This is a genomic window from Ruminococcus callidus ATCC 27760 (genome assembly GCF_000468015.1).
GTDB lineage: Bacteria > Bacillota > Clostridia > Oscillospirales > Ruminococcaceae > Ruminococcus_C > Ruminococcus_C callidus.
In genome coordinates this window covers 1-20,362 of record NZ_KI260285.1, presented here as the reverse complement: position 1 = coordinate 20,362, position 20,362 = coordinate 1, and the positions used below count along the sequence as shown (strand labels likewise).

Sequence of the window (20,362 nt, the reverse complement as noted above, 5' to 3'; positions counted from 1 at the left end):
ATCTCATTCTCAAATCTGACAGAGCGATACTCCAAAGTTCCCAGCTTATAATCGAAATACGCATCGATTGGACCGGTGTAGATCACCTTTTCAGCGAGCTTGTCCAGTTCTTCTTTGTTTTCCAGATAGTCAACATTCAGCCGAACTTCAATACCTTCCAGCATTTTCTCGATCAGCTTGGTATATCCGCCGATGGGAATGCCTTGATAGAGTGCGTTGAAATAGTTGTTATCGAATGTCAGGCGAACTGGGAGTCGCTTAATGATGAATGCAGGCAGATCCTTGCAGTCACGTCCCCACTGTTTCTCTGTATAACCTTTTACAAGCTTTTCGTAGATGTCTCGTCCAACAAGCGAGATTGCCTGTTCTTCCAGATTTTTCGGCTCACCAGTGATTTCTTTTTTCTGCTCTTCAATTTTGGCTGCGGCTTCTTCGGGAGTCACAACGCCCCACATTTTATTAAATGTGTACATGTTGAATGGCATGGAATAGAGTTCGCCCTTGTAATTGGCCACCGGAGAGTTTGTGAATCGGTTGAAGTCAACAAAGCTTGTGACATAGTCCCATACCTCTTTGTTATTGGTATGGAAAATGTGTGCACCGTACTTGTGTACATTGATGCCCTCGACCTTTTCTGTATAGATATTTCCGCCTACATTGGGGCGTTTATCTATTACGAGCACGCTTTTTCCGGCTTTTTTTGCCTGCTGGGCAATTGTTGCTCCGTATAGACCGGAGCCGACGATAAGGTAGTTGTAGTTCATTTTTATTTTTCTCCTTGTATAAATAATCTTTTTGATAAAGCGTTATTTAAGGGCTGTTCTATAAATCTATTAATCATTATTGACAGCATCACTGAAATTGTGAGACAAATAAATGATAAAACAAAAGTTGCTACCGTTAAATTATCCAAATTGTAAATTAGTCTGCTAAATCCTTTAACAACAAACTCATGGCATAGATATAATGAATAACTTGAAGCAGCTATAATTTTAATAAGTTTAAACTCTACAGCTTTTTTGCTAAGCAATACGTATATAAGCAGTATTACAAGAGGTATTAGTTCAACAAAATACTTAAAATTATTATGTAATAACGAGTATGGATATACAAAAGCAATCATTAAAGCGTATAGGAATAGATTGATTCCCCATGATTTCTTTTTTTCCTCTTTGGGAAAATTGTGCTTGAGGCAATTATAGATATAATATACAACTATACCCAATATCAAGGAAACAACACCAGATTTATATTGTAGGAACAATGGGTTCTTATTAAAAAAGATGGATCCAACAGTAAAGAATATACCCAATAACCCAATGCAGATAATACCTCTATTTTTATTAGATATAATTCTTGATATACCAAATACAATATAAAACCAGAAAACTAAAACCAAAAACCATGTAACATCTAGAATCGGACGTACTATTCCGTTTTCATTCTGATAAGGGATAAATAAAAGAGATTTTACTAAGTGTTCTGCACTAGCTGTTGTTGTATTAAATAAACTTGGCTTTATTAGCACAATAAGAAAGGTAAACAGCGTAAATATATAGTACAATGGTATTAATTTTATAATTTTTCGAGATACATAGACTAATTTTTCTTTGAAATTTATATCTGTATTGGTTGTGTACATACACAAAAAGCTGCTTAACATATAAAAAATTGAAACAGCATAAGCACCCCTCCGTGTTCCTAAAAATTCACTTGTACAATTTATATGAGACATAACAACCAGCATTGCTGATAATGCTCTTAGATCATTTAAAGATGTTATTTTTTCGTTCAACTTGTTTTCCATAAAAAACACTCTCTATACATTTTTTCATAGAAGTCTTGAGATTCACCGGGAATGATATTCTTTTACCATTTCTGGTTGTCAAGACATCACGGAATGACCTTTTTGATGCCGGCTGCAAACTTTGTTTTTGGCACTTCGTTACAATACACTTTTTTCTGTTGTGAAATTAGACCGGAGTTAATGATAGGGTAGTGTTTGAAATTAGAATACCAGCAATGATATTCTAATTTTAAACAACAAATCATGGACTACCTATTATCTATCATATTTAAAAGTTTTTAGGAATACGGATATGAAATTCTTCTCATAAAATGAAAATCGCCATTGCTTACATTGATATAAATGCTTTCATTCAGTATAATATGGTAGCTATAATTTCACCCCATACACCTCAGTGTGTAGATGTTTCCTGCATATAGTACATTTTATTATCTTGTAAGCATTTCGAATATTCTATGTAATTTATTACAAAATCTTAAATCTTATATATGATCAAAATCATTATGTGTTATTGTACATATAGCTTGTATTATATTTCCTCGCAGTATATAATTATTTTTTTATTTTTTCCTTAATTTGAGTTGTTGAAATACCTTGCGTGTAAGGGAAATATTCGATAAATGCTCCATATTTTTTAAACTGCTCTTCTGTTTTTTGATATCTTTCTGATCCTTTCCAATCATCACCTGAAAACAAAACATCAAAATGGAACTTTTCTATAGCCAGTATTTTGTCATTGGTTTCCTCTATAGTTACAAGTTCAGCTCTATCAACAACTTTTAATGCTTCTAATATCCTAACTCTATCTTGTTCACTATATACTGGTTCTTTGTGTTTTATGTTCCTAACGTAATCATCATTGCATACTCCAACAATCAAGTAATCACACATTGATTTGCATTTTTCTAATAAGTTTAGATGCCCTACATGAAACATATCAAAGACACCACATGTATATCCGATTTTATACTTTTTCATAGTTATTCCTCCATATAAGATTTTTCAGAAGACAAAATCAACTCTCCATGGGATGATGGTACATTTTTTATCACCATGTAATCTCCATATTCTGTTTTCAACCTCTCATTATATCCAACAGGTATATCGATTTTTGTAAATTCAAAATCGACCTCCTTTGCTGAATCAAACCATTCTTTATTCCAAATATGCTTTTTCTTTCCATGTGAGTAGGCTATATAGCTAACTCTATTAAATTCACTATTATTATACTGCGAACAAAGTCTTTCATATTTTGCATATAATATTTTATAATCCATCCATAAAGTAAGAGGCTTCACGATTAAATAATGTTTAGCCCAAGAAACAATATTTTTTTTATTATACTTATAATTAACTAAATTATTGAGTAGTTTCCATTTGAATTTTATTTTCAAAGAAAATTTTTTGAGTTGGGGATCTTCTGGAATTACATCTAAGGGAAATATATCAATAAAAATCCCTTTATTATAAGGTCTATTTTTTTCATAGGGCATATAGCCAGTAGTTTTGGAATTTCTAAGCTGAGCATGTGCCCTCATGATATCTTTATCTGTATACACAGTTTGCAGAAAATATGGAAATTCCAGTTCGCTTTTTGCATATTCCATAAATTTATTATAATCGTTTCTCATCATAACAAGATCTATATCATCGTCCCATGGTATATATCCTTTATGCCTAATAGCACCGATTAACGTCCCGGAATCAGCAAAATACTTTAAGCCGTGGTTTTTGCATATTTTTTTTACCTGTTCTAGTAAATCTATTTGAACTGCCCAAACTTTTTTCATTTCACTGCTAATTTTATAACCACAACGAATTTCTTCTTCAAGAAAATTTTTGGGAAGATCAATCTGTATTGGTAACATATACTCACATCCTTTTTGACTTTGTATGTAATAACTTTTCTCCATATTTTTTTATATTATCTAGTAGAAATCTATCTCGCATAATCAATAAGCAAAGAACATATGTAACAATCCCAAGCACTACTTGAACAATAAAAGCTATTAACTGGTGCGAAATAATATTATTTGCGAATAAAATGACAATAAACATAACCATAGCAGCTATAAGACGTTTCCAGCCGAATTTAAATATACATGATATATCGAAATAATCTCGAGACATATATAAGTAAATGCCTGTTATTGTTGATTCTGCTACTACAGATGCTATAACTGCTCCTCGTGATGCAAAAAAAGGAATCAAAATTAGATTTAAGACTAGATTCACCACAGCACCGGTAACAATCCCCTTATTGCTTCTAGCTCTTTGTCCACTTGGCGTAAAATATAGAGATCCCAAACAATTACTAATTCCGATTATAATCATAAGTGGAGACATAAAACATAAAATCGCTATTGTTTCATCATAGCCTTTTCCAAAAAATAATGGAACAAATCTCTTTGCTACACCAATTAAACCAAATGTAATTGGAATCGACAAAAATAGAATGAAATTCATTGTTGTCTCCAATTTTTGCTTGATTTCAACATGTGCTTCTTTTGCAAATAAAAATGATATTCTAGAAGACACTACTGTATTAATTGAAAAAACAAGAGTTTTGCATATATTCAAAATTTTTGTTGCTTGCTCATAATAACCGTTCTCAAAATCGTTTTGAGTAATCCAGCCAATCATAGCTTTGTCTAAGACAGTATATATAGAAGTAGCAATAGTTGGGATAAAATAAACAAATGTTTGCCGGTAATGACGTTTTACCGAAAGTAATTTCCAATCAACCTTTACAAGAAATTTTGGGAGATAACTCCACATTGAAATATTGCCTAAAAGTCCTGTTGCTGCAATTAATGCAATGTAAAGTACTAGGTCAGATCTTTTTCGTACAAAAGCAAAAAGCAGAACTATCCCTAAAATTTTAATAATAGAATTTCGAATAACAATAAATCGATACTGTTCTTGTCCACTCCAAAACCAAGAGATATCAAAAGCAGTAGCTAGTACTGTCATAGTTAAAACAAGATAATAAACAGAATAGTTAGCGCTAAAAATAATTAAAAAAGTCCATACAATTAAAGAAACTGCTGTGGTGGAAATACACATAAGCTCCAGTTCCCAAAAGAGTTTACTACATTCTTGTGGATTTTCTCTATGCTGAGCAATTTCACGTTGTCCATAGGATTTAATTCCCATAGCAGAGAACATTGTAAAATATGCTGTAATGGCACTTGTATAACTGTAAATGCCAACACCATCAGCTCCGAATACTCTAGATACATAGGGCGCTGTGATTAAAGGGGCTATAATTGCTAATATTTCATAAAGCGTGTTGTAAATATAGTTTTTCTTTATACTTGGCTGTGACATGATGAACTTTCCTCACTAATAATTATAAATTAACAAAATATTTTGTTAATTTTCTTCTATTCAACACATAAGCTGAAGAAAAAGAAATAAGCGTAACAATCGGATATATTAAAAACGGTAAATATATACAAGAATAACTAATGTATCTGTTTATAAACTTCAAAACAATCGGGTGTAAAATATAGCACCCCATGCTGTATGGCGCAAGTATCTCCACAATTCTAGATATTTTATTTTTATAATTCACACGCATAAAAAAAGTAAATATCATTGTGTTATTGGCAATAGCCACGAGATCTCCATAGTAGTCATTAAAGTTAATATGATTAACTGCGTATAGCTGATACAATGGAAACCAAAAAAATAATATTGCAGTGAGAACACCATGTGTGGGAAATGATATTTTATCATTTAACCATGGTATTATATGCTTTAGATACCCACCTAATATAAAATACAACAACCATTTCCAAATCATAAATGTTTGAATAAAATTCTGGTCGTTTAATAATTGTGATTTGCTAAGGTAATTAAAGCAAACAATTATTATGCAAGGAAGTAATGTAAGAATTAAAAGTAGCGGATAACTATATCGAAAGCGATTAACTACTTTATGAATCAAAGGTGCAAAAAGGTAAGTAAGTATCATGGCACCTAAAAACCAGAATTGCCAAAAAAAACCTTCTTGAATTAGTGATTCTGCAACTAAAATTATTGGATTTTCTAATTGTTGTTTTATAACTAATTTCAATAAAAAATAAACTAAATTCCACAGTACAATAAGAAACAGGATTTTCAAGATCTTTTTTGCAGTATAAGTATAGGTTACTTCTTTTTTATTTAAAATCAAATATCCATTTACTAAAAAAAAGATGGGTACAGCATATCCACACATATAATGAATATATGTAATAATGGTATTATTATAATTATAGGTAAAAACATGAAGTCCAATTACCGCAAAACATGCTAATAGTTTTAATCCGTCTAAATTTACATTTCGTTTTTTGGTCATATGTTTTTTCTCCCATTCTTTGGAATCTGAAATATTCTTCTATTTCTCCCTCCTTTAAAATAAATTTGAGGGAACAGCAGAAGCAGGCAATTATAGTGTATATTTAACCATGTGTTGTTAACAACGGTAAAAATAGCAAGGGAAACAATCCAAATTGCTAAAACTTTATCGTTGTGCTGACACGCTTTAAATAAAAGAAAACTATACATAAATAAAAGAATAAAAGTCAAAAGAATTCCATATCCCAAAATTGAATATATAAATCCAGAATCAATATAAAAGTAATTGTGTTGTGCAACTACGCCGTTGGTCATATTATTTGTTTCAATATACTGACCAAATAGTTTAACGGAATATAAATCAAAAGCCTTATGCTGAAGACGTAGTCTGCCCGATAAAATATCATCTAACTTTCTCCAAAATAAATTATAATGAGTATATTGAAACGACGACCACACTGTAATAAACAGCATGAGTGGGTACAGTAAAAATGATCCTACATAGAAAGCTTTATGATTTAGTCTGATTCGTTTCATTTTAGCAACAAGTAAATACAGTATGATAATTAAAAATGTTAAATAGTAAGTGAGCCGCAAGGTACTTAGATGATACACGCCTTGATTGATTATTAGCAGAACCGCTATTTCTATCCATGTAATTGACTTCTTTCGAATATACATATAGGATAGCATATTAAACATTAAAATATACGGGTATGCACTATAATAAGAAAAACCCATGCTGTGTGCAATTTCTGTTTCTCTTTCAAATACATAATCTTGCACAATTCCTATTTGCGATGCAATCATTACGATACACGTAGCTGAGAGTGTCGCAATCAGTGAATATTTCACAATTTTTTTAAATTCTGCACAATTAGAAGCAAGGAGAAAAAGAGCATAAATCAATAAATATTTTCTAGTTGTTGTGATTGTGACTAGTAGAAAAGCACTTATAATTATAATTTGGCACAAAAGTTTTTTAACGGAAACTTTATCGTATGTTATCCATAGCACTGCGAGCGTTGCGCAAACAATTATAAATACAACATTTGATAGGAAGTCAATATTCAACAGGGACGTATCCAAAATACGAACAAAAGCAAACAGAAAAAAAGTGATTAGATATAACACTTCATGTGTAAATGTGATTTTATATTCTTTGCATAATGCTATTTTCTTCATCTTTAACTTTCTTTCGGTTCCAATTGCGAAATACCTTTATCTAATGCTTTATAAAAGTAATATCCATTTCGCAATTTTTCCGCTATTCCCTTTGCGTTTTGACACATTATAACATATTCTTCTTTTGTAACTTGTGAAATTGCTTCTTCCAAGTCAAACAAGCTGCTTACAGTAATACCCACTTTATTTTTTACTACAAAATCAGCAATGGCAGCTTCCGTCCATACAATGACGGGAAGTCCAGAGGAAAGGTATAATGACGTCTTATGTGGATTATTGTACTTAAGATATTCTCCTGTATTTCCTGCACAAGTGTATGCTTCGCTTCCATCCCATACTAATCCAAAATCACCTTCTATACAAGAAGGCAATTTTTCCGGAGGAAAAGAGCCTTTGTAAACGAGTCTATCATTTGTTTGCGATTCATCAAAGTAATTTCCATAAAGATTCACTACAAGGTTTTTGTTGTGAATGTTATCTAAGATCTTATAAATATAACCACTTTTATTAATATGTAATGTTCCAGCAATTGCAACAGATGGCGGTAGTGTTTTTTCTCTTGGTCGGCATACGGCATCGCTTAGATAGTCAAAAATTTCAAGGCAAACAATCTGGTGTTCTTGGAAACCATTATCCAATAGAAATTGTTTCATTTTTTCATTATGACAAATAATCACATCAAATTCTTTAAATAAAGTAAGTTCTACCTCATCATTAATATGCCCATTGTTTTTTATAAATCCTTCGATACCTTTTCGTAGGGATTCAAGGTCATGAATTAAAACAACCAGTTTTACGCCATTTTTCTTTATCTTTGAGATGTATTTAGCAGCAAGATGCTTAACGTATAATGGATGCTGATAAATAAAAACATCGCCTTTTTTCAATGTGTTGCACAAGTTTTCCCAGTACTTTTTCGCAAAATTATACTTCCATATTTTTTGCAAAATGGCTGGAAGATTTGGCGATGGCATCAATATTTTAACAAATGAATACCCTCGCTTTTCACACAATTTTTTTATGTCAGCAGGTGCTTTTCCACCTGCTGTATTTCTTGTTGCTTCCTCATATCCTGTGTAATATACCATTTTTATACGCACCTCCTATAGATTCTCTATCAAAAAACTAACATGTTTTTAAAATTTGTATTGTTTTGCTTGTACCTTCTTGCAATGAAAATAAAGCTTTCCAACCCAATGCTTCTAATTTTGTGCTATCTAACGAAGAATTCATCATTTTGTTGTAGCCCTTTTGTTCTTCTGCGTTTGCTTGTTCAAACAAAACATTTTTCCCTACAGTTGCTGCAAAGGCTTTTGCTAATTGTGCAATTGATACAATCGAATTTGGATTTGATATGTTATAAGCCTGTCCACTTTCTCCAGATAAGAGCACAGTTAAAATTGCAGAAGCACAGTCAAGAACATAACAGTAGGAACGTAACTGCGTTCCTGCAGATTTTATCACAATATCTTTTCCTTCCACCGCACAACGTGTAAACTGTGCGGAAGCACGATCATCAGTATCTGTAATTGTTGGACCATATATATGTCCTGGGCGAACAACCACAGTATCTAATCCATATTCAGATGTATATGCACTACACAGTGTTTCAGAAGCACGTTTAGAACTAGGATAACACGAACGTGGATTTAGTAAATCTACATATCCATAATCAGACTCTTGATAAGGTTGATCTTTCAACTTGCTTCCATAAACTTCACTAGAAGAAATATAAACAACACGATTAGATTTATTTTTTACGGCTGATTTTAACAGACAGTCCAGGCCCATAAAATTGGCCAGCATAGTTTCTACAGGTTCTTTTACGTATTTAGCAGGATTCGCATTACATGCACCGTGAATAATGTAGTCTGCTTGAAAGCAAATTGAATTAAATTGTGTAGCATCATAAAAAGCAAATGTATAGAATTTTTCAAATCCTAAAAAACGTTTTTTGATTTTTTCATTTGATCGTCCAGCTAAAATCAAATGAATACCTGCATTTTTATTGCAATTAAGCCAGAGTATAATATCCGCAATTGCCGAACATATCATACCATTTGCACCAGTAATGCAAATACTTTTATGGAACAACTGCGTTATATCTGGAATGTTTTGCACTGTTTTCTTTACGTCTTTCCAATATAAATCACAGTATCTCATCATTTTAACCAGTTATCCTTTTTTGTATGCAGCAAAGCTTTAAAAATCATGATATCATCAATTGTAGTAAGCTTTAGATTTTCTTCAGATCCCTTGGAAAAATAAACAGTTTCTCCTAATGCTTGCATTAGCGTACACGTAGCAGCCGTGTTTGTAATGTTTTTTTCCTTTGCCTTTTTATGTGCATCTAACAATTTTTCTAATGTATATGTATGTGGTGTTTGAGTACGAAAAAGCTGTTCACGTGGGATTGAATCTACGGAAGATATACCATCATCATCACTACGAAAAACGGCTTCAACGCACGGAATTGCAGTAACTGCACTTCCGTATTTATGAAAAGTAGCAATGCTATCTGATATAATCTCTCCAGAAACCATGCAACGATTTCCATCATGAATCATTACAATTGAGTTAGATGGAATTTCATTCTCCAAAGATTTTAATCCATTATAAATAGACTCTTGTCCAGTTTTACCACCCGCAACTACCCAACGTAGTTTTGAAATGTTAAACTGCTTTGCATATGCTTTTACAACTTCAATCCACGATGGTATTGTTACAACCATAATAGCATCAACACTTGGATGCTTTTGAAACGCTTCCATAGTATGAATAATTACAGGCTTATTGTCTACATGAATAAATTGCTTCGGAATGTCTTGCCCCATTCTTGTACCTGATCCCGCTGCTGTTAATAAGGCTACTGTCATTTTTCATTTCTCCTAACAATCTAAAATTCAAATTTTTATAGTTACTTGTGTTTTTTTTCATCTGGGAATTTTAATTCTACTCGAAAATGTGTTTCTCGATTTTCCTCAGAAGGGATTTCCATATAATTACCATAAAGCTTTGTGAGATAATCGTTATAATTTTTGGCAATTTCCCAATTATGTCCTTCGAACGATACTTTAATGGTATTTTCCATGCCATCTCGTTTGTATAACTCTCCAAAAAAATGTTTTCTACCTGCTGGAATAGTAACATACTTTGATTTGTTGTTTTTACACATACCATAACACTTTTGAGTTATTATCAGACAATGTTTTAATGAAATAAGGCTCAGAAGCCTACCAATGTTAATTTTTATGCGAAAGACTTTCTTCAACGCCTTATCATCATTGGCTAATTCCATCATTAATTTTCTTTTTTCATAAAAATTTCTACAAGAGAGAAGAAAGCCAAATCCCATGCATAAAACTCCATGAAAAAATCTTAATATAGAATTGTCAAATGTGTTTTCAATTCTAAATAGATCTATACCAATACCACATTTTTCATCATTACTATCCTCAAATCCACGTGAGACAGTACCTTTCATTTTTATGGAACCAACAATAGAAAAATACCCAGGTGTTTTAACGGTGTTTACCCAATATTTATCTCCAAAGTCCTTTTCAAATTTTTCTATAAACTCATCGCACTGTGAGCCGAAAATATTAATATCTAGATCATCATCCCACGGAATAAAACCCTTATGGCGAACTGCTCCAAGAGCCGTTCCTCCAGATAATTGATATACAATCTTTTCTTTTTCACATACAGATATAATATCACTTGCTATTTCTAGTAAGATCTGATGATATTTTTTTAATATTTCGCCCTCCATGCACACATACTGAACAGCGTTCTTACTTTGTATTCTTTTTAGAGCATCAAATGTTGATAGCTTCATTTTTCTATTCTCCTTGTATCATCAAGTGCATCAAGATAATATTTCTCTAAATTTTTAGCTTGTTGTTTAATATCAAAATTTGCTTGTTGTAGTAAGGATAGACTACTTTTTCTTTTGATGTTTGAATCAACTACTTCGAGAAAAGCATTCACCCATTCATCTTTTGGTGCTTCTAAAGAATGCGCTTCTATTAGATTTGTGGCGAAAACTTCTTTTGGCATAGCATCTGAAACAACACAGTGTAGCCCAGATGCCTGTGCTTCAATATTTACAATACCTAAGCCTTCATACAATGATGGCAAGAAGAAAGCATCCATTCCTTGATAGAAATCTGATATATCATTTCTACTCCCTAGAAAAATAACGCTCTCTTTAAGATCAAGTGCTTCTACATATGCTTTCAGTTTCTGTTCCAATGGACCGATTCCAATTATCCAGAAAACAGCATTATGTTTTAGTTTTTTGATTTTAGAAAAAATATCAATTGCAAAAAAATAATTTTTTTGTGCACATAGTCTTCCAACGCTGCCGATAACAAATTTATTTTCACAATTCATTTTTTGCCTAATGTTTTTTCGCCTAATCTCAGAATAATTAAATTTTTGAAGATCTATTGCATTAGGAATTACTTGATATTTTTGATTTTTAAACAACCAATCTCCAGCTAAACTGGAGCAAGCGAATCTTAAATTAGAATATTTCAGCCCCATTTTTATTAATGGTATATTTCTGACTACATGCGAAAATTGATCAGCTGCTTTATTTTGATGACTATGTAATATTCTAACGGGTACATTTTCTTCTTTTGCAACTTTTAAATATAAAAAAGCAGCATTTGCCATGTGGCAATGAACAATTTTATATTTTTCCCCGCGATGTAACACTTCTCGAAATATCTTGGTGTTTTCTTGGAGAGAACAAACAGAGATTTTAGGCAATTCAATTATATTACCACCTAAGTTGTAAATTTTATCAACAAAAGATTGGTTTAATGGCTCGCAACTATTGTGATAAGCAAAATCAAAAACGATTTTATTACGATCAATATATTCGAAATAGTTCATAATCCATTTTTGAATTCCACCAATATTGGATAAATCGTTAACAATATGCAAAATACGCATAACCTTGTTCAAAAGCTCCCCTCATACTTCTTATGCCCAAACTTCGCACCTATAAACGACTTTACTTTCCGATTCCAGTCAATTTTTTCAGTGTAAATGCAGGGTATTTCCTTGATATCCTTTTGGCTTATTGTACCCGATTTTACTTGATAGTCGAGCCAGACATTAAATATTATCTCGCTAACTCTTCCGTAAAAGCGACCTTGAAAAAATGATAATTCTTTAGAAGATTCTCCAATTCTTTTTTCTAGCTCAAAAAGAATATTGAAGAGCCATTCGCAGTAGTTCTGGAACAGATCTTTTCTCATGATCATCATATTAAACATATACCCATAGGTCTGCTTGTATACCTTGTTGCAGGAATCTGTGTAATCAGGGTACTTTTCGGCAATAATCTCTTTTGTCACATCAAGATGCTCTGCATAATGTGTATGTGCATAATGAGAATAGAGCGTTTCAATATAATACTTCCGTTTCTTGGGAACAAACACTCTATATTTGCTCAGAAGCGGTGCAAGTTCATCGTATGTGAGAATATTATCAAAGGGATCTTTAGACTTCTTGCTCAGAGAAAAATGGCGTCTGTAATGCGCCAAGCCAACATAGTCTGAGTCAACATTTTTCCACGCCCAGTAAAGACCTGTTAATTCGCAAAACGAAGGGTTCTTAAGGGAAATATTATCTCCGGTATTGTCTTTAACATATCCTAAGTCCAGATCATTTCCATCAGAATCCTTTTTCCCTTCTGCTCCAACATGAACAGGCAAGTACATTTTATCTGCTGGCATTTGATACTTCTTATGCGTAGCTATTATGATTGTAGCTTTATTCTCCAAAATTATGCTCCCCTTTTTCTATTTAACCCATCTACAAAAAACCGGAAGACATCACAAAGATATTTTTGTACCAGGGCCAAAATCTAAATACAAAACGCCTCTAGATTCCAAACTCCAATTGTAGCCTATCATTGTGCAAAGCACCATAAAACACGACAGAATACTACGTTTTTTCAAACCAAAAAGCTTTTTCCAACGCCTCTTACATCTGCCTACACCTATATAAAACAATTATACCACACGCCCCCACAAGTGTCAAGCAAATCCCTCGACAAATACGCTCACAAACCGAAAAAATAACACTGAAAAATTAATTTTTTCTGTTCATATTGTCAATTTCCCGCCGGAACATCTGCCAATTTCGCAGAAATTCACGCTGGGGAACGAAAAAGCAGCATTTTCTGCACCATCAAAAAAGCCCGATGGATCACCTTCCATCGGGTAAAAAATCATTTTAAATTCGGGTGATTTGTGCTTTCGGAGCGGAAACTCAGTCTTCCGCCGCCTGCTCTTCTGTCACCAGTGCTTTTCGCTTGATGCCAAGGTAGCAACGCTTGGGGTTGGCGTCGCTGTCTTTGCGTTTGCGGCCGGATTTCAGCTGTAGCTCCGCTCTGACAGCCTTTGCAAAGGCATCGTAGTTCGGGAAGCAGTACGCGTAGCTCTCATCCAGGGCATATTCCTTGTAATCGGCGTACATATCCTCGGTGAAAATGTAGTCATCGTCGTTCTCGGTGCGTACATAACAAGCCGTAAAGAAGAAGTCCAGAGACTTGCTGGTGCTGCGGCTGACTGCCGTGGGCGGCACATAGCTGTCATAGCTTTCGCCCTCTTCGGAGTCGCTGAATTCGTAGTGGTTGTCCTTGAGTGCCTTGTACGCCAGAATCAGCTTTCTCACAATGGCTGCCTTCTCACGCTCCAACTTGTCCATCAGTACCTCAAAGGGCTCTGCATTGTCGGTCAGTCTGTGTTTGAACGGGATCACAAGCTTACGCATATCAAATGCCGCATCCGGCATCTTCGTGGTAATGTCGTAGTTGGAGGCGTTGATGATGTGTGCACGGCTTTGGAACGGGACACTGCCGTTTTCGCCCTTAGAAAACAAAAAGTTCGTGTAGTTGATAAATTATCTGGTGCTATTGATGATGCACTTAAAACAATCAGTGTATCAGACTGCATTGGGCGGTTTTACTCTTGCGGCTATATACACCTTTTGTCAATCTTTTGTGTAAATGCTATAGATACAAAGTGCCTTTGACTGCAAGCACCAATATCAGCTTCTAATCCTTGAAACGATTTTTGTTTACTTTTTCAATGAATTCACTATATCCAATTGTATATTTGGAATCAATTGTGATTCTTCCATCATCAGATTCAAATACTACTAGATACTTTGCGTGTTTCTTTCGATAGACAATTTTTATATCACTATAATGTATTGTACACTTTCTTCTCCAAAAATTAGAATGCGTAAATGATACATCATCATATATCGTATAAATATTAAAGTATGACATTATTATAATAACTGAAATTAGGATCATTCCGGCTAATACAAACGAACAAAAAATTGGTATATTATAAATTGGCACATTATCAATTAACATTAAAATAATAAAGAAAAGCCAAAATGATAAGCTTAAAATTCCGATGCAAAGATACAATTTAGGATATTTCACTTTATTTGTGCTGGGATCATTCTTACACACAAAATGAAAAACTGCAAAAATAATGATAAGAATTAAAATCTCAATTAACATGAAATTATGTCGCCTTTCTCACTGTGTTTGGACAAAATCTTGATGCTGCAGCGTATTGAAATTTGACATTGCCGGCTGTACTATGTTCTCCTTCCAATACTTTGAATCTGTTATCATTATACCATAAATTACTTGCTCTTTCAAGGGAGTTTGTCATATTCTTATTTTGCAGTTGTACATCATTATCGTGAATCTGTGCCAGGTACTGATGATACGATCATGTCGACCGCATAGAAAAACCGCCTTCGGGCGGAACATAGGGACATAACAAACTGGTAAAAGAGTGCTGCTGACGATTGCTTTCCTTAGGAAACGCTGAACAAAAGCGTAGTTAAGGAAACACTGAATAAAGCCCGCTTGACGACTTTATTCAGTGCTTCTTTATAATAATATCCTTGCTCTCTTCGATCAGCTCGCCCCAGTCTCTGTCGTTTGCCTTGAAGTTCACGAAAAAGGAGAGCGTATCCGCCAGCTGATCTGCCAGATCATACGGGATCTGTTCACTGGTCAGCACCTCATACAGAGATGCCATATCCACATTGCCTTTCTGGATCATATCGCTGATGGCAGCATGCACGGCTGCCTGCTGCTTGCTGCCCATATTGGGGTTGTGAGATTCCACAATGGACTCGATTTTTCGGATGGTATCTTCCCCATTGCCGGAGTCGCCCAGTTTGAGCAGGTCAACGGGGATTCCGTCCTCTTCGATGCGGTGGAAGGTGATATGCTCGGCGATATACGCCTGAACCTCCTTCTCTGCCGTTTCACCGCAGCCTACAGACAGCTTTTCCAGTATCTCCTCTTCTGTAAAGGATTCACTGGTATCAAAGACAATAACGGGACGGTGCAGCTTTTGCAGGCTCACCATTCGTTCGGTGAGACAGTGTGTTTTGCCGGAGCCGCTTTTCCCCAGTGCAAAGAAGTGCATATTATCCTTGCGTTTTTCGTCAAAGACCTGGTAGGAAACACCGCCGATGCGGTTTTCCGTGAGGGGGATAAAATGCTCCGGTGCAGGCGCTGTGCTGTACCATTCTGCATAGCGGCTTTCCTCGATCATGAGTTCCACGTCGGAATCCAGAATCCGGTCGCTTTTCAGGGCGATCAGAGCAGGCCGCAGACTTCTGTGGTGGGAATATACCACCAGAGGATAGCGGTTTTTCTTGGTGGCATGGAGATATTCGCACGCTTTCAGGCATTTCAGAATGCGGCAGGTGTTGTCGGCAGTTCTCATAGACGGGATCAGCACATTCTCCATTGCAGACTCTTCCAGGATCAGCAGCTTGTCCTTGACGATCAGCTGGTTTGTGCCTTCCTGGAAGTCCATTTCCTTGCTGTGCCGGAGGATCTTGAGCTTGCCGCTGCGAATTGCATCATTGAGCGCAGCAATAAACTGTTCTGACACCGCATCTTCTGAAGTGCCGGAAACTGTCTGAGAATCGGATAAAACGGAGCGAATCAACATCGTGATAGGCTGACTGTCGAACTCAAGAAAACAGGCTATCACGCAAAAGTAAACGGTATCCAGTAATGCACCAGCTGCAATCATTTCTTTGCTTTTGCCTTGGAAATAAGAGGTGTATAGATCTATTTGTTCATGGAACTCGTCTCGAAATGCACCTGGAAGTACGGTATAGCTTTTACAAATACAGGATATGATGAAGTTTACGAGATAATTCAAATCATCACACATCTCCGCCTCTTCTTCCGTTGTCATAGCAGGGGCAAAATTTTCCGGCAGCGTCAGACAGATCTTTTTCTCCGGAGGAAGCAGGTATTGTGCATGGGTGGAGAAAATCGCAAGATTATGGGGCTGACAATCCATGTTGTCATTTTCCGTTAGGATGTGCTGCAGCATTTCCGTTCTTTTTTTGTCATCGTCGATAATACTGCGGTCGCTCAGGATAACGGTTTCATCCTTTGCGTGGAGCAGTTCCATTTTCACCGCACTCTTGTTGGAACAGAGGGTCAGCGGCTTTGTGCCTCTGTTGAAGATCTGCATGAGGAGCGTCGCAAATCGTTCCGATGCGGCATCAGGTGCAGATATGGTCAGAATACGTTCCATGCTGTATTTCTCTTCCCGGAAAAAAGAACTCAGCAGACCGCAGAGGGAAAAAACGAAGAGCATCATCTTTTTGTCTGTGTCAAGGTACTTTTCGCAGATTCCCTTTATACCGAGAGGGCGGTCTTTTGTACTGGGAAGAACTTTTTTGGTGAAATAGGGGGAGCAGTGTTTCAGCAATTTCATGTCAAAGCATTTTCTGTTGCAGTCAAATCGAATAGAGGTGCTGTTTTCACTCTGTTCAATGAAAGAAAAGCCGGCATATTCCGGAAAATATTGCGTGCTTTTTGGGGGAAAACAGCGAATGCAGTACGCAATATAATCGTTTGCCATCGCCTTGCTTTTGCACATCCATTGAAAAGATTCAAACAGAGGCAACAGATTCTTGCTTGCCAATTTGTCACGAGGAACGACCGCAGAATGGATGTTGTCGTCTGTACTGGAATATAAGACATATAAAAGTTCTTTTCGGTATCCGTCTTTGACGATATAGCAATGGTGAACACTGCGAATTCTTAACTTGCCGATTCTTTTTATTTTTCTTTTTTCGTAATCTATGCAGCTTCCGACACCCGTTATTTGATCTTCGCCATATACTCTGAGAACCTCCTGAAATGGCATTGCCCCGCTTGGCACAGCATGATTTGCAGCTACCTGCATGTGATTTATGGCGATCAATTGTTCTGCGGTTGACATTCCGTACATTCCGTTCATATAAGTGACCTCCTAAAAACTTTTTATTGAAATACATTTTACCTGGCACACGGCACAGGCGGTTCTGTATTTCCAAAAAGCATTATAGCACATCGGAAAATTTCATGCAGACAAAACGCTCTTATTTTTTTGCAGGCGCTCTGGGGGGGAGGGGTGGAAAACGTAAAACGAACAAAAAACACCTGGCACACGGCACAGAAAAAAATCAAAACCCGTTTGTTTTTGTACTCCTTTTCTGAAATTGCCGTCGGAAAAGTTCCTGTTTGGGCGAAAATCAAACTTCTCCGATGCGTTTTTGGAAAAAGGGGAACAAAAATTGTCCGGACTTTTTTCGGAGGACGCTCTTGTGCCGTGTGCCGGGTAAAAATTATGCGGGTGGGAGAATTGGGGCTGTGCCGTGTGCCAGGTAAAAAAATTTTGGAAAAGAGATTTATAGTGCTGCCAAGCAGCTGAAAAAAGAACAGTTTTTTTCAAATCCTCTTTTCTTTCCCCGGAATATGTGGTATGATATAGATATCTTGTAAAACAAAAGGGGTTGCATCCGTATGGCATCGATGGAAGAACTGTATAACACCATAGCAGACATATGGGATTCTTATGATATGTACCGGCAGGAACACGCTGACAAATACGGCGAGGCAGAGGAAAGTCCAAGCACCATAGAACAGATCAAGCGGCATTTTTATTATGTCGAAAAGAACAAAGCCGGTGGACTGATCCCAAAGATAAAAAATAAGATCAACCTGGATCTGGAACTCAAAGAAACAGACAGCCCGGAGGAAAGGTCGGACAAGCTCTGGCTGCTGGAACAGATCTACGTTGCAGAAAAGATCGGCGTATATTTATATTCGACGAAAAATGCCGAACTGCCGGAACGGGAGTTTTTGAGCCGATGCAAGGTTCTGGATATTATCGCAAACCCGAAAGGGATGTATGTGTACAATAATTATGATGATTACAACAATGAAATTATGGAGGCGTTTGACACAGTATACACGAATGTCCAAGCGTCTGTGAAAAATGCAGATGAAATTGAGTGGACGGTAGATGCGCTATACAGCGGTTGGTTTCATATCAATGCGTTTTTCTGTTTAGGTATTTGTACAGGCAATGTTTTTGGGGATAAACTCTCAGAGATGAAAAAGCAAAGAGATGCTGTTGAAAAGATTGCATTCGATCCGAGTCGCATTCTTTCTACACCAAAGAATGGAAAAGGAGTAAATTCGGATACAGCAGAAACACAAGAGCCGCAAACATACTCCAATTTGAAAGAACGTTTCTTTATTATGCTGGTCACTGCGCAAAAAAGAGCGGAGATCAACGATATGCTCCTCGGCACATTTGACTATACAAAGGAAAAAGTGTTGGCTGACCGTGTGATGGATATAAGAGTTCTGAAGGAGTTTGGAAAGAACGAACTCTATAAAAAAGAGATCTCCTTTGAGGAGTTTACAGAGCTTTTGCGTTTTGGCAGCGACGAAGACAAACTGTGCTTGTGGCGGGGCATTACTTCAAAGTACGCTCCTGAGATTCCGGGAAAGGAATTCTTTCAGAGCCGGGGTGAATTTTCCAAGATCATAAAGTACATGAAAAACATAGAAGAGCCGATTACATCTTCTCATGATGTGAAAAGAGCGGTTACCCAATGGTGTTTATTATTCAAGATCGTTTATGATGGTTTGCAGTTTGAGCAAAAACTGATCTCCTACAACTGGGAGGGAAAAAAGGTTCTAAAAACTATGTCATCGATCTTCAAGAGCTATAATGCGGACAGAAATGTAAAATCATTGTCTGACGATCCCCATTCCAGGCGAAAGGAAAGGGAAGACAGAAAAGAAATGCATTCTGCTGCGATCCTGCATCAGTTTACCTGGGACTGTATTGCGCAAATGCACAGTTCGCCAGAGATCACAGACTGCAAAAATGCCATCAAAAAGAAAATGCTGCTGGTGATGCAGGAGACTTTTTCCTGTAAGCTTCAGACGCTGGACGATATCAGAAAAGCGAACTACACAATGCAGTTTGTTTTTCTGATGGATTGGTTTAGTGATGCGTTTTTGGATGTGTGCGAAAAGATGGTGCAGGAAAATTTTTGGAAGAACTTCAAAAATTCTGTAAATCAGGTGCTGCATCAGAAGAATCCGAGCTTAGAACCATATCGTTCTCCATTGATCGTAAACAGAAAATATGAGATTTTATACTGCAATGATCTGGTAAAAAGAAGATTATTAAGCATTGCAGCAGCACATTGTATCAATCCGAACATAGTACAGCAAATAGGAAAGAGGTTCGATGGCATCGGGCAAATAATTGCACCGCTTTACGATTGTATTACCGAAGAATCAGATTTATCTAAAAGTGTGAAATATGAAAGAGAGATTGATTTTGAACCATTTCCATATATGACAGTGTCCACAAAACTTTACATCACCATAGACCACTTCAACAAAACCATCACCATTGACGACTGCATCTTTGAAGAACCATACGAGCAGGAACTGCGGCAGTATCTGTGAGTTTTTGCCGGGGAGAAAATTTGAATCAATTGGTATTGACAGCTGCGGTGTAATAGATTATAATAAAATTATACATTGGACTGCGGCTATATTCCAACAATTTATTTGTAAATATCCGAAATTTAGTCATTGATACGGATTTCTCATACAAGGAGGCGATGCAAATGCAGAAAAAAACCAGG

17 protein-coding genes are annotated in these 20,362 nt (G+C 36.0%); 2 read left to right on the top strand and 15 right to left on the bottom strand.

The window, feature by feature from the left end; translation table 11 throughout:
- From RUMCAL_RS00085 to RUMCAL_RS00010, 15 genes are all read right to left on the bottom strand, one after another.
- The coding region (locus tag RUMCAL_RS00085) for a UDP-galactopyranose/dTDP-fucopyranose mutase family protein (RefSeq protein ID WP_021680288.1) at window positions 1-764 on the bottom strand (764 nt) is incomplete at its 3' end.
- A 2-nt stretch (window positions 765-766) separates the two neighbouring features.
- The gene (locus RUMCAL_RS00080; RefSeq protein WP_021680287.1) at window positions 767-1,807 is read right to left on the bottom strand and encodes an acyltransferase family protein; all 1,041 of its coding nucleotides are present in this window, start codon (window positions 1,805-1,807) and stop codon (window positions 767-769) included.
- Between the two features lie 552 nt (window positions 1,808-2,359).
- On the bottom strand, window positions 2,360-2,785 hold the full coding sequence (locus RUMCAL_RS00075) for an FAD synthase family protein (protein WP_021680286.1): 426 nt from the start codon (window positions 2,783-2,785) through the stop codon (window positions 2,360-2,362).
- Window positions 2,786-2,787: 2 nt separating this feature from the next.
- Entirely contained in the window at window positions 2,788-3,675 is an 888-nt protein-coding gene (locus RUMCAL_RS14180) for a LicD family protein (protein ID WP_021680285.1), read from the bottom strand.
- A gap of 4 nt (window positions 3,676-3,679) precedes the next feature.
- Window positions 3,680-5,137: a flippase gene (locus tag RUMCAL_RS00065; protein ID WP_021680284.1), complete on the bottom strand. Its 1,458-nt coding sequence runs from the start codon at window positions 5,135-5,137 to the stop codon at window positions 3,680-3,682.
- Window positions 5,138-5,159: 22 nt separating this feature from the next.
- The gene (locus RUMCAL_RS00060; protein WP_021680283.1) at window positions 5,160-6,152 is read right to left on the bottom strand and encodes an acyltransferase; all 993 of its coding nucleotides are present in this window, start codon (window positions 6,150-6,152) and stop codon (window positions 5,160-5,162) included.
- Complete coding sequence (locus tag RUMCAL_RS00055; protein WP_021680282.1) at window positions 6,149-7,336, bottom strand: hypothetical protein; 1,188 nt, start codon at window positions 7,334-7,336, stop codon at window positions 6,149-6,151. Before RUMCAL_RS00055 ends, RUMCAL_RS00060 begins: the two co-directional genes overlap by 4 nt.
- Window positions 7,337-7,338: 2 nt before the next feature.
- Complete coding sequence (locus tag RUMCAL_RS00050) at window positions 7,339-8,424, bottom strand: glycosyltransferase (protein WP_021680281.1); 1,086 nt, start codon at window positions 8,422-8,424, stop codon at window positions 7,339-7,341.
- A gap of 37 nt (window positions 8,425-8,461) precedes the next feature.
- Window positions 8,462-9,502, bottom strand: a complete 1,041-nt coding sequence (locus RUMCAL_RS00045) for an NAD-dependent epimerase/dehydratase family protein (RefSeq protein WP_021680280.1) — start codon at window positions 9,500-9,502, stop codon at window positions 8,462-8,464.
- Window positions 9,499-10,212, bottom strand: a complete 714-nt coding sequence (locus tag RUMCAL_RS00040) for an IspD/TarI family cytidylyltransferase (protein ID WP_040646235.1) — start codon at window positions 10,210-10,212, stop codon at window positions 9,499-9,501. The genes RUMCAL_RS00045 and RUMCAL_RS00040 overlap by 4 nt, the downstream gene beginning before the upstream one ends.
- A 41-nt stretch (window positions 10,213-10,253) precedes the next feature.
- The gene (locus tag RUMCAL_RS00035; RefSeq protein WP_021680278.1) at window positions 10,254-11,174 is read right to left on the bottom strand and encodes a LicD family protein; all 921 of its coding nucleotides are present in this window, start codon (window positions 11,172-11,174) and stop codon (window positions 10,254-10,256) included.
- Entirely contained in the window at window positions 11,171-12,310 is a 1,140-nt protein-coding gene (locus tag RUMCAL_RS00030; RefSeq protein ID WP_040646233.1) for a glycosyltransferase, read from the bottom strand. Before RUMCAL_RS00030 ends, RUMCAL_RS00035 begins: the two co-directional genes overlap by 4 nt.
- Entirely contained in the window at window positions 12,307-13,134 is an 828-nt protein-coding gene (locus tag RUMCAL_RS00025; protein WP_021680276.1) for a DUF4422 domain-containing protein, read from the bottom strand. Before RUMCAL_RS00025 ends, RUMCAL_RS00030 begins: the two co-directional genes overlap by 4 nt.
- 490 nt (window positions 13,135-13,624) lie before the next feature.
- The gene (locus RUMCAL_RS00020; protein WP_021680274.1) at window positions 13,625-14,236 is read right to left on the bottom strand and encodes a hypothetical protein; all 612 of its coding nucleotides are present in this window, start codon (window positions 14,234-14,236) and stop codon (window positions 13,625-13,627) included.
- A gap of 1,025 nt (window positions 14,237-15,261) precedes the next feature.
- Window positions 15,262-16,953 carry a type IV secretion system DNA-binding domain-containing protein gene (locus RUMCAL_RS00010; protein ID WP_156902345.1) on the bottom strand — a complete coding sequence of 564 codons (1,692 nt, stop codon included), beginning with the start codon at window positions 16,951-16,953 and terminating at the stop codon, window positions 15,262-15,264.
- Between the two features lie 864 nt (window positions 16,954-17,817).
- Between RUMCAL_RS00010 and RUMCAL_RS15220 the strand changes: the two genes are divergently transcribed.
- Window positions 17,818-18,117 carry a hypothetical protein gene (locus RUMCAL_RS15220; protein ID WP_156902344.1) on the top strand — a complete coding sequence of 100 codons (300 nt, stop codon included), beginning with the start codon at window positions 17,818-17,820 and terminating at the stop codon, window positions 18,115-18,117.
- Between the two features lie 92 nt (window positions 18,118-18,209).
- Window positions 18,210-20,180 (top strand): hypothetical protein, encoded by a 1,971-nt coding sequence (locus tag RUMCAL_RS00005; RefSeq protein WP_021680270.1) that lies wholly within the window; start codon window positions 18,210-18,212, stop codon window positions 20,178-20,180.
- Window positions 20,181-20,362: the final 182 nt, after the last annotated feature.

What these genes read in the sequence shown, in the direction of transcription:
- RUMCAL_RS00080 (WP_021680287.1), bottom strand. Translation starts at nt 1,807, where the DNA reads ATGGAAAACAAGTTGAACGAAAAAATAACATCTTTAAATGATCTAAGA.
- RUMCAL_RS00075 (WP_021680286.1), bottom strand. Translation starts at nt 2,785, where the DNA reads ATGAAAAAGTATAAAATCGGATATACATGTGGTGTCTTTGATATGTTT.
- RUMCAL_RS14180 (WP_021680285.1), bottom strand. Translation starts at nt 3,675, where the DNA reads ATGTTACCAATACAGATTGATCTTCCCAAAAATTTTCTTGAAGAAGAA.
- RUMCAL_RS00065 (WP_021680284.1), bottom strand. Translation starts at nt 5,137, where the DNA reads ATGTCACAGCCAAGTATAAAGAAAAACTATATTTACAACACGCTTTAT.
- RUMCAL_RS00060 (WP_021680283.1), bottom strand. Translation starts at nt 6,152, where the DNA reads ATGACCAAAAAACGAAATGTAAATTTAGACGGATTAAAACTATTAGCA.
- RUMCAL_RS00055 (WP_021680282.1), bottom strand. Translation starts at nt 7,336, where the DNA reads ATGAAGAAAATAGCATTATGCAAAGAATATAAAATCACATTTACACAT.
- RUMCAL_RS00050 (WP_021680281.1), bottom strand. Translation starts at nt 8,424, where the DNA reads ATGGTATATTACACAGGATATGAGGAAGCAACAAGAAATACAGCAGGT.
- RUMCAL_RS00045 (WP_021680280.1), bottom strand. Translation starts at nt 9,502, where the DNA reads ATGATGAGATACTGTGATTTATATTGGAAAGACGTAAAGAAAACAGTG.
- RUMCAL_RS00040 (WP_040646235.1), bottom strand. Translation starts at nt 10,212, where the DNA reads ATGACAGTAGCCTTATTAACAGCAGCGGGATCAGGTACAAGAATGGGG.
- RUMCAL_RS00035 (WP_021680278.1), bottom strand. Translation starts at nt 11,174, where the DNA reads ATGAAGCTATCAACATTTGATGCTCTAAAAAGAATACAAAGTAAGAAC.
- RUMCAL_RS00010 (WP_156902345.1), bottom strand. Translation starts at nt 16,953, where the DNA reads ATGGAACGTATTCTGACCATATCTGCACCTGATGCCGCATCGGAACGA.
- RUMCAL_RS00005 (WP_021680270.1), top strand. Translation starts at nt 18,210, where the DNA reads ATGGCATCGATGGAAGAACTGTATAACACCATAGCAGACATATGGGAT.